Below are 13,607 nucleotides of genomic sequence, written 5' to 3' on the forward strand. Positions count from 1 at the left end.
GATAGGGCAAACGCGGCCGGCACTTCAAACCATTTACTGGAGGCCGGCGGAACTGCTGGAGGTCGTTGAGTTCGCCAGCGTGCGCAGGCCGATTTGGAACATGAACGCGTGGCTCAGCGTGGGCGGTGCGGTGCCCGCCGAATAGCTATACGAAGTTACGTAATTCGCCGCCAGCACGAAGCAATCGTCGACATAGCCGGCACCGAGCACATATTGGTTGATCTTGTTGGCCTCGAGGTCCCAGCGCGCCGAGCCCGACACCACCCAGTTGGTCGCGACCTTCAGCGAGCCCGTCGTCAGGATGCCTTCGCGGCGGGTCAGATAGCCCAGCTCCGGCTGCTCTGCGTAATTGCCGTACAACACGCTGACCGACCAGCGATTGAAGTTGGCGCGGCCTTCCGCCTCGAAGCGCTGCACGTTCCAGGTCTGCTCGTCCATGCGGGAGCGGACGCTGAACGTGTAGGTGCTGTTCGGCGAGTAGTTGGCGCTCGCAACGTAATCCGACCGCGGCTTGTCGAGGCCGGAGTTGAGGCCGGTATTGATGGCATCCTGCACCGTGAAGGAGTTCAGGCCGAACAGGTGGTAGGACTGGCCGAACAGCACCTTAACGGCGCCGCCCCTGTCGAACTGCGTGGTGGACTGCACGCCGACATTGGCGCGGCCGCCGCCCTCGACGCGGTCGTAGCCGGAGAACTTGTCGACGCTGAACAGGTTCGAGGCGTCGAACACCAGGCTCTGGGCGTCCTCGTTCGGCAGCCTGCCGGCATAGGTCTCGTTCGGCCGGATGATGATCTGCGCGATCGGCTCGAGGGTGGTCGAGCCCCAGGGCTGAACGTTGATGAAGGGATAGCGGTACTCCAGGCCCAGGGTCGGCATCAGGCGGAACGCCTCGGTGTCGCCGACGGGCAGGTAGTTCGACACGCCGGGCTGGTTGGAGACCGAGGACCTGATCGCGTCGGCACGCAGGCTCGCGAACGGCGTCCAGATCTGGCCGAACGGGTCGGTGAAGGACTTGCGCCACTGCGCTTCCGCGGTGAGGCGGGTGTAGGTGCCGGGGAAGCCGCGCAGCAGGCACTGCGAGGGCATCCGCGCCAGCGGATCGGCCGATGCCGTGGTGCACAGGCTGTTGGTGTTGGCGAGCGTCGTGATCGGGTCGAACACCGCATCGTCGCGCGACAGGTTCACGAAATTGGTCTTGTAGCTGACCTCGCCGCCGAAGACGGGATAGTTGAGCACGTTGGAATAGTCGATCACCGGGTAGACGATCGGCACCTGGCTCTGGTTGCCCGAATAGCTCAGCCAGTACATCGTGCGCGCATCGAAGAAGCTGCGGTTGCCGACGCCGGTCAGATAGAGCTGCGACAGCGCTTCCGTCGGCAGCAACAGGAACGAGCCGAGCGGATCGCGGTACTGATAGAGCCGGTAGTCCGAGAAGAAGTAGTAGTCGGACATCAGCACGCCGTCCCAGCCCCAGACCCATTTGTCGTTGAGGGCGAACTGACCCTTGGTGTCGATGGCGCCGCGGAACTCGCGGTCGCCGGGCAGCCCGGCGAATGCTCCGGGATCGAGCTGGTAGATGCCGTAGGCACGGATCTGGTAGGCGCCGTCGATCAGGCGCTGGCGGAATTCGCCCTGCAGCAGCGCGCCTTGCCGCGACAAGAAGCGCGGGGTGATGGTTGCGTCCATGTCGGGCGCGATCGCCCAGTAATAGGGGACCTCGACGCCATAGCCCGTTCTGTCCGTGCCCGAAATATAGCCCGGCATCAGGAAGCCGGATTTACGCTTCACGGTCGGGTCGGGCGTCGAGAAATAGGGCATGTAGGCGAGCGGCACGCCGAAGAACTCGATCTGTGCCGTCTCGAAGTACAGCATCTTCTCCTGCTGGTCGTGGATGATGCGGGCACCCTTGACCTGCCACAGCGGCGGCTTCTTCGGATCGTCCTTACACGGCGCGCAGGCCGTGTAGACGCCATTCTCGAACACCGTGTAATTGCCGCTGGAGCGGTCGGCGCGGCTCGCGGCCATGCGGGTCTGGTCCGCCGTGTCCACGCGCAGCGAATCGACGAAACCGTCGCGGTAATCGTCGGAGAGATCCAGGATCTCGGCATAGGTGATCTTGCCGTCGGCATCCGTCATGCGGATGTTGCCCTCGGCATGCAGCCGCTTGGTCTTCTGGTCGTAGATGACCCGGTCGGCCTCGACGCTGGTGCCGTTGTAGAACAGCTGCACGTTACCGACCGCGGAGACGCGCGAGTTGTTGTAGTCGTAGTTCACCTCGGTGGCCTGAACCAGCATCTGGTTGTCGTTGGGGGCCTTTGGCGGCTTCGCACGCGGCGGCAGCGGATTGTAGGTGAAGCTCTGGGCCTTCGCCGGCGCCACGGCGGCAGCGTCGATCAAGCCGCCGAGCGAGGCAGCCGCGACGGCGGCAATCAGGAGCCTGCGGACGGACAAGTCGCGCCCGTTCGCGCGCACCCATGTGCGCCGCGTCAAACGAGACACGTGCCCTCGGCGGACGGCAGTCACTATCCGTCCTCCTGATAGAGCAAGGCCAAAAAGCCGGTGAGGCCGCCCACCACAACGGGCAACCACGCCGCAGCGATCGGATGCATCAACTCAGCCTTGCTCAAGTCCTCAGTTACTTTCGACAGAACGTAGAGCAGAAAGCCTGCGCCCACGCCACTCAAAACCATCTTCTGCACGCCGCCCATCCGGAAGAAGCGCAACGACACGGAGGCCGCGAGCATCACCATGGCTGCGAGCAAAAACGGCTGTGCCAGAAGCTTCTGATACTGGAGTCGGTATCCGGCTGTCGCGAAGCCCGAGCTTTCGGAGGAGCGGATGTAGCTCGGTAGTTGCCAAAAGGACACAGTCTCGGGGGTGGAAAAGCTGTTGCGGACCTGCGCCTCGGTCAGCGTGGTCGGAATTTCCAGGGTGGCCTGGTCGATCGGCGGTCCGTCCAGCGAGAAGCGGCGGACGCCCTTGAACAGCCAGCGGCCGGCATCCAGCGTCGCCTCGCGCGCCTCGACCCGCTCCTTGAAGTGCTGGTCCTGGTCGAACCGGAACAGCGTCAGCCCGGTCAGCCGGATGCCCTGCTGCTCGCTGCGCGCCGCATTGATGATGGTCTGCCCGTCGCTGGTCATCTGGTTGAGCCAGAAGCCGGAGGCGTCCTGGATGCCGCCGCCGGGTGCGGAGCCGAACAGCTCGGCCTCCATGCGCTTGGACAGCTCGCGCAAATTGGCCGACATCGGATTGTAGGCGACGGTGGCGATCACGCCGATCAGGAGCGCACTGCCGAGCGCGGGCGCGATGAACTGCCAGGCGGAGATGCCCGCGGCGCGCGCCACCACGAGCTCGAGCCGGCGGGAGAGGGCGAGATAGCAGGTCATGGCGCCGATCAGCATGCAGAACGGCGTCAGCTTCTCCAGGAGCTGCGGCACCCGGAACAGCGAGGTCTCGGCCACCATGAGCGCGGAGGCGGATGCAAGGCCCGAGGTCTTGCGCACCATCTCGATGTAGTCGACCAGCACCAGCAGCAGGAAAATGCCGCCGAAGACGCCGAGCGCCGCGACCACGAAGCGGCCGGCGAAATAGCGCCCCAGTGTGTTGGTGAGCATGCTCATGCGGTGGCCGGACGTCCGAACAGCCGCGCGATCCGTGCATTCGACCGGTTGATGGCCTCCATCAGGCCGGGAGGCGGTTCGACCACGACACCGCGGATGATCATCCACAGCCCGACGCCGATGGCGCCGAAAACCATCGCATATTGAGCCAGCACCGCGCCCGGCGACTTCACCGCCATCACCGAGCAGGCGAAACCGGCCATGCGCAGGCCGAACACCGCCACGATCGAGGAGGCGATGGAGAAGTTGCGGCTCTGGCGAGTGGTGCGCGGCGCTCCGAGAAAGGCAAAGGTCAGCACCGCAAAGGCGAACGGATACATCGGCGCGAGCAGGCTGTCATGCAAGGCCGCGCGGAACTGCCCTGGAATCTGCTTGTAGACGGGATCGTTGTCGGATGGCGAGAACAGCTCCCAGAGATAGCGCTCGCGGATGCCGAGGGTGACGTCGCGGCCCTTGGCGAATTTCGACATGTCGAAGCCGTAGCGGCCGAAGGCCACGAGCGCCGGATCGCGCTTGCCCGCCTCGAAGCGCTGGAGATTGCCGGTTTCCAGCACCAGGAACGAGCCGGTCTCGTTCTTTACGACCTCGCCGTGCTCGGCGACGATCGAGACGCGCTCGTTCGGATCGCGGCGGTCGTCGATGAAGATGCCGGCGAGGATGCCGCCCGGTTGGCGTTCGCGAATCCGGATCGTGAGGTTCTCGTCGAGCCGGGCGAAGCGGCCGGGCTGCAGGATGTTGGTGAGCACGTCCGCGGTGATCTCGGCATCCCACTGCTTGATGCGCCGCATCCCGTCTGGGGCGAGATAGGCCGCGATGAAGGCGACCAGCAGCGCCACCACGCAGGTGGCATACAAGAACGGAACGAACAGCCGGATCGGCGAGAAGCCGGCGGCATTCATCACGATGATCTCGGAATCGGTCGCGAGCTTGTTCAGTGTGTGCGAGATCGCGATCATCAGCGCGATCGGCGAGATGATCAGGACCAGGGCCGGGATCACGAGGCTGGTGATGCCGAGGAAGGTGAGGATGGTCTGACCCTGGCTCGTCATCAGGTCGATGCCGCGCAACGCCTGCGTAATCCAGATCACGCCGGTGAGGCTGACCAGGACCAACGCAAACGACGCCAGCGTCGTGCGGAAGATATACCTATCGATCGACCCCATGCGCTACCGCACGAATTCCCACCAAGCCCCAATTCCGATCGGAATTCCGGCTGCCCAACCAATCCCCGATCAGGGGATCCCCAAGGTCGGCCAACAGCTCTTCCGCCAGTTCATCCTCTCACTACCATCCCTTTGATCCGTCAACAAAATGGCTGCCCCGTGGCACCCTCATCATATGGTTAATATTTCGCTGTTGTGGCGTGGGGGCCACGGCGGAGCTTGGCATCTGCCGGGCGGGTGGCCCATAGTGGGGGACGCCTCAGTGAATCGCCGTTCAGCTCCGGTTGTGGCTGGAACGCCCGAACGACGAAAAGCCCCATCTTTTGGAGGAGTTATCCATGTCCGATGCCATCAAGGTCGGCTTTGTCCCGCTGTCTGCCGCCCCTCGTGGCATCCTGGTCGTGTTCTGCGACGACGGCCTGAAGCTCGGTCCGGCGACGGTCAAGGCCCTCGGCGGCGCTGCCGAGATTGTGAAGCGCGCGGCGGCTGCGGCCGCCTTCAAGGGCAAGAGTGGTGCTGCGCTGGACATTCTGGCGCCGGAGGGGGTGAAGGCGACCCGGCTGATCGTGATCGGCGCCGGCAAGGCGACCGGCCTCAAGGCCAACGATTTCCTCAAGTTCGGCGGTGTGGCGGCCAGCAAGCTGCCCGCCGGCACCAGCGCCATGACCATCCTGGCGGAGCTGCCGGGTGGCGCCCTGACCAGCGAGCAGGCGGTTGCGATCGCCTCGGGCCTGCGCTTACGCGCTTACAAGTTCGATCGCTACAAAACCAAGAAGAAGGACGGCGAGGAGGGCGGCGCGCGCGCCGACGTCTCGCTTGCGGTCGGCGATGCCGGTGCGGCGAAGAAAGCGTTCGCCGCGGCCGGCCATGTCGTCGACGGTGTGATCATCGCACGCGACTTCGTCAACGAGCCGCCGAACGTGCTTTTCCCGGAGGAGTTCGCCCGCAGAGCGGGTCAGCTCCGCAAGCTCGGCGTCAAGGTCGAGGTGCTCGACGTCAAGGCGATGCAGAAGCTCGGCATGGGCGCGCTGCTCGGTGTCGGCCAGGGTTCGGCGCGGCCGAGCCGCACCGTGATCATGCGTTGGGACGGGGCCAAGAAGGGCGAGGCCCCCATCGCCTTCGTCGGCAAGGGCGTCTGCTTCGACACCGGCGGCATCTCGATCAAGCCGGCCGGCAGCATGGAGGACATGAAGGGCGACATGGGCGGCGCGGCCTGCGTCGTCGGCCTGATGCATGCGCTCGCCGCGCGCAAGGCGAAGGTCAACGCGGTCGGCGCCATCGGCCTCGTCGAGAACATGCCCGACGGCAACGCGCAGCGGCCGGGCGACATCGTCACCTCGATGTCCGGCCAGACCATCGAGATCATCAACACCGACGCCGAGGGCCGCCTCGTGCTCGCCGACGTGCTTTGGTACGTCGCCAAGAAGGTGAAGCCGAAATTCATGGTGGACCTTGCGACGCTGACCGGCGCCATCATGGTGGCGCTCGGCACCGAGCATGCCGGCATGTTCTCCAACAACGACGAACTGGCCGACCGGCTGCTCACGGCAGGCATCGAGAGCGGGGAGAAGGTCTGGCGCATGCCGCTCGGCCCGGAATACGACAAGCTGATCGATTCCCAGTTCGCCGACATGAAGAACACCGGCGGCCGCCATGGCGGCTCGATCACCGCCGCGCAGTTCTTGCAGCGCTTCGTCGACGGCGTGCCCTGGGCCCATCTCGACATCGCCGGCACCGCCATGGGCGCGCCGAAGACCGACATCAACCAGAGCTGGGGCAGCGGCTACGGCGTTCGCCTGCTGGACCGCCTGGTCGCCGACCATTACGAGCGCAAATGACCCGACATGACTGAAGTGCTGTTTTACCATCTGCAAAACATGACGGTGGAGAATGTGTTGCCGCCGCTTCTCGAGAAATCGCTCGAGCGCGGCTGGCGCGTCGTGGTGCAGTCGACCTCGGAGGAGCGCGCCGATGCGCTCGACTCGCACTTGTGGACCTATCGCGACGATTCATTCCTGCCGCACGCGACATGGCGGGTGAACGATGTGGCCGACCAGCCGATCGTGCTGGCGATCGAGGGCGGCAATCCCAACGGGGCCAATGTCCGCTTCCTGGTCGACAACGCCGCGCTGCCGGAGGACGCCCAGGGCTATGAGCGCATGGTGCTGCTGTTCAATGGCGACGATCCCGACGCGCTTGCGCTCGCCCGCACGGCCTGGACGGATTGCAAGGCGCGGGGATTTGATGTCACCTATTGGCAGGCCGACGACCGCGGCCGGTGGCAGAAGCGCAATTAGCCGCAATTAATGATAATTTGCACTTTTCGGGCGATGCTGGCTTCGGCCACCTTCATGCCGCAAAGGGATGTTGGGACAATCGCTTAGGGCTGGTCCTTCACGTGGGGAATTCGTTTATCGTGCGACATCAAAAGCTTCCCGGCTCGCTCTTGATTGCGTTGGCTGCCGTAGCACCGCTGGTCGCGGGCTGCGCGGGCGGGGCCGATTTGCTGTCCAAGGATGCCGAATGGTTCCAGAAACCCGGCCGCCTCTTCATCAAGAACATCTCGATCGAATCGCCGCCGCTGACCCCCGACAAGCCGGTGCGGGCTGAGGATCTCGTCAGCGCCGACGGCGCCTGTCCCGGCATGGCGCCGCCGCCCGGACCGGCCGATGCCAATGCCTCGACGACGCCCGCGCCGATCGGCGGCACGGTCGCGCTCGGCCACACCGAATGCGACGTGGTGCGCGGCATCGGCGCGCCCTCGACCGTCAACCTGTCCAACGACGCTGGCGGCCGCCGCGTCGCCGTCGTCACTTGGACCACTGGTCCGCGCGCCGGCATCTACACGTTCACCGCCGGACGTCTGTCCTCGATCGAAGGCAATCCGGACCCGCAGCCGGTGCCGAGGGCGGCCAAGGGGAAGAAGAAGCAGGCATAGGCGGGGATCACTTCCGCAGCAGTGAAAGAATCTTCGCGCTCAGAGGATCGGCTTGGTGCTCAAGCGATCAGGCTCGCGAACGCGGAAACGGCCCTTCATCTTGAGGCCGTCACGCATGTTGAGACCGAGCAGAACGATGTTCGCTGCTCCGGCGGCCAGCTCGAGAGCCTGCACGGCGTAGAACGTGGTGTCGAACTCCGCGGCCTTCGCCTTGGAGGCAAGAAACAACGCGGCGGGAATCAGAATCAGGATGCCGTTGCCGGCAATGAACGGCATGCGTTTGATCTTCGCACCGATCAGGCCGGCGCGCCGCTGCTTTGCCAGGACGAATCCCGAGCCTCCCGTCGCCGCAAGCATCGGAATGAGCAGCAGGAAGCCCCACGGTATGGCGGTCTTCACCATGGCTATGGTCTCGTGTGACGCAAACAGCTCGGTGAGAGCCGTGGAAAGCCAGAAAGTCGCAATGGTGATCAGTGCGACCGCTCCCGCGACTGGGTGGATGATCTTGGTCATGGGTCTGCCGTTTCGAAGCGAGCTACGCGACGCAGATGCCGGGCACCGCGACTTTCTGGAACAGGTGCGGGGAGGCGATCGCGGATGCAGGGTAAGCCGAGATCTTCGACCTGAACTCGGGGTGCGTGAACGCAGCCCGGAAGTCGGCATTCGTCTGCCAAACTGCGTAGTTCAGATACGTGGGGCTTTCGCCGATCGCCCGATGAAGCTGGGTGGAGATGAAGCCGGGCTGCCGCTTCATGAAGGCGGCATCGTCCTGCCAGACCTGGAGAAAGCTTTGTTCGTCGGCCTTGTCGAGCGTGAACAGATTCACCAGCACCAAAGGGCCGGTGTCGATGCCGAGCTGACGCTCGATGGGAAAGTCAGGGTCCAGTGGGCGTAAGCGTGCCATGACGAACTCCGTCGAGATGGTTTTATGATGTCAATATGGTACTATGGCCAATCTAGTAATTTGACATCATGATGTCAATAACTGTCTATGGTGACGGATGCGGAAATCCCAACGGACGCCGGCCGGCGATGCCCTGACGAACCTCATGCTTGACTTGTTCCGGCTGAACAGCCTGCTCCTGACCGCAGGGGACCGTTTGGTGGCACCGCTCGGGCTCACCAGCGCCCGCTGGCAGATTCTCGGCGCCATCGTGCAGGCAGAGCGACCGCAGCCGGTAGCCTGGCTCGCCCGCGATCTCGGCGGCAATCGCCAGAACGTGCAGCGGATCGTCAACGACCTCCATGCGGAAGGCCTCGTTGCCTTCGAGGCCAATCCGCATCACCGCCGCGCACAGCTCGTCGTCCTCACCGACAAGGGGCGGCGCGCTTTCGACGCCGCCATGGCTTTGCAGATGCCGTGGGTCAACAGCCTTTCCGAAGGGCTTGCGGTCAAGGATCTGCAAACGGTTCATCGCATCGTCGCGGCACTCCGTAACAAGCTCGAGAGCGATGCCGAGCAGCAGACGTGAGGTGGGCGATGGCGAGGCCGCGTGCAGGTCGCATGTCCTCCATCGAAGGCAATCCGGACCAGCAGCCGATGCCGAGGGCAGCCAAGTCCGAAGAGGAAGCAGACGTAAGGTAACGGCTACGGCCGTCCCTTCATTGCATCTTCGAACAACAGGATCTGACCGCTCAGTCCCCTGAATGTAGTTTTCTCGGGCCAAATTTTCTCGAGCTCGCCGAGCAGATGGCGGGTGAGCGGCTTCCAGTCCCAACCCGACCTTAGAGAATAGATGCTGAGGGTCATGCCTTCATCCGCACGAGTAGGATGGATACGAGCGAGCCACGGCTCGTCGTCCACGCTGATGCTGATTCCGGCATCGTTGCACAGGCTTACGCTCCGCCATATGACGTTTCCATCCTGGCTGTGTACGTCGCGCCGAATTGATAGCGCTTGCGCTTGACCGAAGTCGGCGAAGGTTTGCTCGAGTTTTTTCCATTCTTCGGGCGGCACCCTTAGATTTGCATGGACTTGTAGTCGGACGGGCGTGCGGCTGTCCCGGAAGAGATTGTGGCAGCTTTTGTCTCTTACGACGACCGGCAGGACGAAGACGCCGCATGTCAGAAGGACGGCTGCAGAAACGACACGCCATGATCGTTCATCAGACCCGGATATTCGTATGGCGGCCCAAAAGGTGAGGCCGCCAACAAGGCCCAACGAACCCAGGAGTCCTAAGGTGCTGACGTACTCGATCCAACCAAACGGGGGTGGTGCGCCGTTGAACCAATTGATCGTTGTCGGCGTGCCGCCACCGATCATGGAAATCAATGCTAGGACTCCGAATGGCATTGCCCCGACGGCGAAACCTCCGAGAGCGCAGGCCGCAATCCCGACGTGCGATCGCTTGCGGCTGATGAGAAGATAGAGGGGAAGACCGAGCAGCACTGCGTGCGCCGTTGCGACCATGAACGTCGTCATGGTCAGGTTCAGGCCTTGCGTGATCACGACGATATTGATCGTCTCTTCGATCTGCATGAAAGATGGGATGACGAACGCAATGGTCGCAGCGAACGCCGCAAGTAGAGCCGCAGCCAATAGATGCAAATGCCGCTGAAATCGCATGTCGAGTGGTGGCCCAGATTGTCGTGATCCCACAACTGACAACTTAAAGCATGATGCGGAAAAAAGGGCGAAGCGGTTTTCCGGAGAGTTCATGCGCAGCGAACAGCCAAAAGCGTGACAGCTCAGGATCTCGTCGCGCATTAGCGCACCGCCTGATCAATTGCCGGCTGCTTGCCACGGGCCCGGTCGCAGTCGCTCAGATATCCGTCTGCGTAGGTGGCCCGACCATAATCGTGATCGCAACACTCCTGCTGACGTCGCTTTCGTGATGGCCGCCCGCCCCGGAATGCGCTTTGATGGCGCAAACAACAATCCGGAGGAAACTAATGCGGTTCATTGCCCTCGCATCGGCGCTGCTTTTGCCGCTCGGTGCGGCATTCGCCCAGGACTATCCGACCCGGCCCATCACCATGCTGGTTCCATTCGCCGCGGGCGGGCCGACCGACACCATCGCGCGCCTGACTGCGGCCGGCATGGCGAAATCGTTGGGGCAGCAGGTCATCGTCGAGAACGCGACCGGCGCCGGCGGCACCATCGGCACGACCCGGGCCGCGCGCGCCCAGCCGGACGGCTACACGCTGCTGATCCATCACGTCGGCATCTCCACAGCGGCGACGCTCTACCGCAACCTCAGCTACGACACCAAGACGGCCTTTGCGCCGATCGGGCTCGTGACCAACGCGCCGATGACCATCATTGCGCGGCCCGATTTCCCGGCCAACACGCTCAAGGAGCTCGTCGCCTACGCCCAGCAGCAGGGCGACAAGCTGACCTACGCCAACGCCGGCCTGGGTGCGGCCTCCCATCTGTGCGGCATGCTGTTCATGACCGCGATCCAGAAGCAGCTCACGACGGTGCCCTACAAGGGCAACGGCCCGATCATGAACGACCTGCTCGGCAAGCAGATCGATCTCACCTGCGACCAGGCGACGAACACCACCGGGCCGATCACGGCCAAGCAGGTCAAGGCCTACGCGATCACCACCAAGGAGCGGCTTAAGAGCCTGCCCGATCTGCCGACGGCCGACGAGGCAGGCCTGAAGGGTTTCGAGCTCGGTGTCTGGCACGGCATCTATGCGCCCAAGGGCACGCCGCCGGCGGTCGTTCAGAAGCTGACCGCGGCGCTGCAGACCGCGCTTAGAGATCCCGCGCTGATCGCCCGGTTCAACGACATCAACACCGAGCCGGTCCCGCAGGACAGGGCGACGCCGGAGGCGTTAGGCGCGACGCTGACGAGCGAGATCGACCGCTGGGCGCCGATCATCAAGGCGGCCGGGCAATACGCGGATTGAGGCTGGGGCGTCCCGCTGGGCTTGCCGGCCGAGCGGGCAAAAAGCAACTCCTTCAAAGGCTAGTTCGCCGGTGCCATCATGCCGGTACTGTGCATGGGGTTGTTTTGCACGTTTGGTTGGAGTGCGGTGGAGACGTTAGCCCGCCGCCTCGTCGAACTGCGCGCTCGCCTCGAGCCATTGCTCCTCGGCGCGCGCCAGCGCGTCGGCGGCATTGGCGCGCGCCTTCGACAGCTGCGCCGCCTGCTTGGGATCGCGCGTGAAAATGTCGGGCAGGGCCAGCGCCGTGTCGATCTTGGCGATGATCTCGCTCACGCGGGCGATCTCGGCCTCGGCTTCGGCGATGCGCTTCTTCAGCGAGCCGCGATTGTCCGCTTTCGGCCGCTGCGGCTTCTCAGGCGGCGCACTGCGCTCGCGCGGGGCTTCCGCGTTGCGCGTGGACAGCACCAGGCGGCGATACTCGTCGAGATCGCCGTCGTAATTGGTCACGGTGCGATCGGCGACTATCCAGAGCCGATCGGCGCAGGCCTCGATCAGGTAGCGGTCGTGCGAGACCATAATCACCGCGCCGGGAAATTCATTGATCGCTTCTGCAAGCGCGCCGCGGCTGTCGATGTCGAGATGGTTGGTCGGCTCGTCCAGGATGATCATGTTGGGGCCGAAGAAGGTCGCAAGGCCCAGGAGAAGGCGCGCCTTCTCGCCTCCTGACAATTTGCCGGCCTTGGTATCGGCCGCCTTGCCGGAGAAGCCGATCGCGCCGGCGCGGGCGCGCACCTTGGCTTCGGGCGCATCGCCCATCAGCTTGCGGACGTGGTCGTAGGCGGAGGCGTCCTCGTTGAGCTCGTCGAGCTGGTGCTGCGCGAAATAGGCGATCGACAGCTTGTCCGCGCGCGTCACCTTGCCCGAGAACGGCGCGAGCCGTCCGGCGAGCAGTTTTACAAGCGTCGACTTGCCGTTGCCGTTGGCGCCGAGCAGCGCGATGCGGTCGTCGTTGTCGATGCGCAAGGTGACGCGGCCCAGCACCGGGCTCGCCGGGTCGTAGCCGACCGAAGCGTTGTCGACGGCGATGATCGGTGGCGACAAGATCTTCTCCGGTGCCGGGAAGCTGATCTCGCGCACGTCCTCGGTGACCAGCGCCGTGATCGGCTTCAGCCGCTCCAGCATCTTGACGCGAGACTGTGCCTGGCGGGCCTTGGACGCCTTGGCCTTGAAACGATCGACGAAGAACTGCAGGCGAGCGCGCTCGGCCTCCTGGCGCTTGACCGCCTTGGCGTCGAGCAGCTCGCGCGCGGCGCGCTGCTCCTCGAAAGAGGAGTAGCTGCCCTTGTAGAGCGTGAGCTTGCCGCGCTCGAGGTGCAGGATCTGGTCGACCGAGCTTTCCAGGAGGTCGCGGTCGTGGCTGATCACGATCACCGTGCGCGGATAATGCGCAAGGTGATCCTCCAGCCACAGCGTGCCTTCGAGGTCGAGATAATTGGTGGGCTCGTCGAGCAGCAGCAGGTCGGGCGCCGCGAACAGCGTTGCGGCGAGCGCAACGCGCATGCGCCAGCCACCGGAGAACTCGGCGCAGGGGCGGAGCTGATCGGCGGCGGAGAAGCCGAGGCCGGAGAGGATCGCGGCCGCGCGGCTCGGCGCCGAGTGCGCGTCGATGTCGACGAGGCGGGTCTGGATCTCGGCGATGCGGTGCGGATCGGTCGCGTGCTCGGCTTCATTGAGCAGCGCGTCGCGCTCGAGGTCGGCCTTGAGCACGACCGAGATCAGGCTTTCGGGGCCGTTCGGCGCTTCCTGCGCGAGGCTGCCGATGCGCCAGCGCGGCGGCAGGGTCACCGAGCCGTGCTCGGCCGCGAGCTCGCCGCGGATCACCTTGAACAGCGTCGACTTGCCGGTGCCGTTGCGTCCGACCAGGCCGACGCGCGATCCGGGCGTGATCTGCACGGAACTCTGGTCGATCAGAAGGCGTCCGGCGAGGCGGATGGAGAGGTCGGTGATGGCGAGCATGCGGCCTTGTCACCGCAAGGCGCGGCGAACGCA

Annotated in this window: 12 protein-coding genes; 5 read left to right on the forward strand and 7 right to left on the reverse strand. The window is 64.4% G+C overall.

The annotated features are described in order from the left end of the window. Window positions 1-33: 33 nt before the first annotated feature. The 3 genes from I6F33_RS06635 to lptF form a co-directional block, all read right to left on the reverse strand. A complete protein-coding gene (locus I6F33_RS06635) occupies window positions 34-2,451 on the reverse strand; it encodes an LPS-assembly protein LptD (RefSeq protein WP_225141639.1) in 2,418 nt (805 codons plus the stop codon). A 71-nt stretch (window positions 2,452-2,522) separates the two neighbouring features. Further along, window positions 2,523-3,620, reverse strand: coding sequence for an LPS export ABC transporter permease LptG (gene lptG / locus I6F33_RS06640; protein ID WP_036000645.1), 1,098 nt, complete (start codon window positions 3,618-3,620; stop codon window positions 2,523-2,525). Then, window positions 3,617-4,783 (reverse strand): LPS export ABC transporter permease LptF, encoded by a 1,167-nt coding sequence (lptF, locus tag I6F33_RS06645; RefSeq protein ID WP_109143997.1) that lies wholly within the window; start codon window positions 4,781-4,783, stop codon window positions 3,617-3,619. Before lptF ends, lptG begins: the two co-directional genes overlap by 4 nt. A 338-nt stretch (window positions 4,784-5,121) precedes the next feature. Here lptF and I6F33_RS06650 point away from each other — a divergent pair, with 338 nt between their 5' ends. The 3 genes from I6F33_RS06650 to I6F33_RS06660 all read left to right on the forward strand — a co-directional run bounded on the left by I6F33_RS06650 (window position 5,122) and on the right by I6F33_RS06660 (window position 7,721). Next, a complete protein-coding gene (locus tag I6F33_RS06650) occupies window positions 5,122-6,621 on the forward strand; it encodes a leucyl aminopeptidase (protein ID WP_225140271.1) in 1,500 nt (499 codons plus the stop codon). Window positions 6,622-6,627: 6 nt separating this feature from the next. After that, complete coding sequence (locus I6F33_RS06655; RefSeq protein WP_036000609.1) at window positions 6,628-7,080, forward strand: DNA polymerase III subunit chi; 453 nt, start codon at window positions 6,628-6,630, stop codon at window positions 7,078-7,080. Window positions 7,081-7,238: 158 nt separating this feature from the next. Then, on the forward strand, window positions 7,239-7,721 hold the full coding sequence (locus I6F33_RS06660) for a hypothetical protein (protein WP_081494469.1): 483 nt from the start codon (window positions 7,239-7,241) through the stop codon (window positions 7,719-7,721). Between the two features lie 39 nt (window positions 7,722-7,760). On the opposite strand, the gene I6F33_RS06665 is transcribed toward I6F33_RS06660, so the two are convergent. Together I6F33_RS06665 and I6F33_RS06670 are read right to left on the reverse strand one after the other, a co-directional pair. Beyond that, the gene (locus I6F33_RS06665; RefSeq protein ID WP_036022723.1) at window positions 7,761-8,234 is read right to left on the reverse strand and encodes a hypothetical protein; all 474 of its coding nucleotides are present in this window, start codon (window positions 8,232-8,234) and stop codon (window positions 7,761-7,763) included. Window positions 8,235-8,256: 22 nt separating this feature from the next. Continuing rightward, the gene (locus tag I6F33_RS06670; RefSeq protein WP_225141642.1) at window positions 8,257-8,625 is read right to left on the reverse strand and encodes an antibiotic biosynthesis monooxygenase; all 369 of its coding nucleotides are present in this window, start codon (window positions 8,623-8,625) and stop codon (window positions 8,257-8,259) included. A 97-nt stretch (window positions 8,626-8,722) separates the two neighbouring features. Between I6F33_RS06670 and I6F33_RS06675 the strand changes: the two genes are divergently transcribed. Then, entirely contained in the window at window positions 8,723-9,193 is a 471-nt protein-coding gene (locus I6F33_RS06675; RefSeq protein ID WP_036000600.1) for a MarR family winged helix-turn-helix transcriptional regulator, read from the forward strand. A 116-nt stretch (window positions 9,194-9,309) separates the two neighbouring features. Here the strand turns inward: I6F33_RS06675 and I6F33_RS06680 are convergent, their stop codons facing one another. Next, window positions 9,310-10,428 (reverse strand): hypothetical protein, encoded by a 1,119-nt coding sequence (locus I6F33_RS06680; RefSeq protein ID WP_225141644.1) that lies wholly within the window; start codon window positions 10,426-10,428, stop codon window positions 9,310-9,312. A gap of 185 nt (window positions 10,429-10,613) precedes the next feature. On the opposite strand from I6F33_RS06680, the gene I6F33_RS06685 reads away from it, so the two are divergent. Then, window positions 10,614-11,579 carry a tripartite tricarboxylate transporter substrate-binding protein gene (locus I6F33_RS06685; protein WP_225141646.1) on the forward strand — a complete coding sequence of 322 codons (966 nt, stop codon included), beginning with the start codon at window positions 10,614-10,616 and terminating at the stop codon, window positions 11,577-11,579. Window positions 11,580-11,714: 135 nt separating this feature from the next. On the opposite strand, the gene I6F33_RS06690 is transcribed toward I6F33_RS06685, so the two are convergent. Then, window positions 11,715-13,574 carry an ABC-F family ATP-binding cassette domain-containing protein gene (locus I6F33_RS06690; protein WP_225141648.1) on the reverse strand — a complete coding sequence of 620 codons (1,860 nt, stop codon included), beginning with the start codon at window positions 13,572-13,574 and terminating at the stop codon, window positions 11,715-11,717. Between the last annotated feature and the right edge of the window lie 33 nt (window positions 13,575-13,607).

This window comes from Bradyrhizobium sp. BRP20, assembly GCF_020194215.1.
In the GTDB taxonomy this organism is placed as follows: Bacteria; Pseudomonadota; Alphaproteobacteria; order Rhizobiales; family Xanthobacteraceae; genus Bradyrhizobium; species Bradyrhizobium yuanmingense.

Excerpts from the sequence above, each read along its gene's own strand:
- lptG (WP_036000645.1), bottom strand. The coding sequence starts at position 3,620 with ATGAGCATGCTCACCAACACACTGGGGCGCTATTTCGCCGGCCGCTTC.
- lptF (WP_109143997.1), bottom strand. The coding sequence starts at position 4,783 with ATGGGGTCGATCGATAGGTATATCTTCCGCACGACGCTGGCGTCGTTT.
- I6F33_RS06650 (WP_225140271.1), top strand. The coding sequence starts at position 5,122 with ATGTCCGATGCCATCAAGGTCGGCTTTGTCCCGCTGTCTGCCGCCCCT.
- I6F33_RS06655 (WP_036000609.1), top strand. The coding sequence starts at position 6,628 with ATGACTGAAGTGCTGTTTTACCATCTGCAAAACATGACGGTGGAGAAT.
- I6F33_RS06665 (WP_036022723.1), bottom strand. The coding sequence starts at position 8,234 with ATGACCAAGATCATCCACCCAGTCGCGGGAGCGGTCGCACTGATCACC.
- I6F33_RS06670 (WP_225141642.1), bottom strand. The coding sequence starts at position 8,625 with ATGGCACGCTTACGCCCACTGGACCCTGACTTTCCCATCGAGCGTCAG.
- I6F33_RS06675 (WP_036000600.1), top strand. The coding sequence starts at position 8,723 with ATGCGGAAATCCCAACGGACGCCGGCCGGCGATGCCCTGACGAACCTC.
- I6F33_RS06680 (WP_225141644.1), bottom strand. The coding sequence starts at position 10,428 with ATGCGCGACGAGATCCTGAGCTGTCACGCTTTTGGCTGTTCGCTGCGC.
- I6F33_RS06685 (WP_225141646.1), top strand. The coding sequence starts at position 10,614 with ATGCGGTTCATTGCCCTCGCATCGGCGCTGCTTTTGCCGCTCGGTGCG.
- I6F33_RS06690 (WP_225141648.1), bottom strand. The coding sequence starts at position 13,574 with ATGCTCGCCATCACCGACCTCTCCATCCGCCTCGCCGGACGCCTTCTG.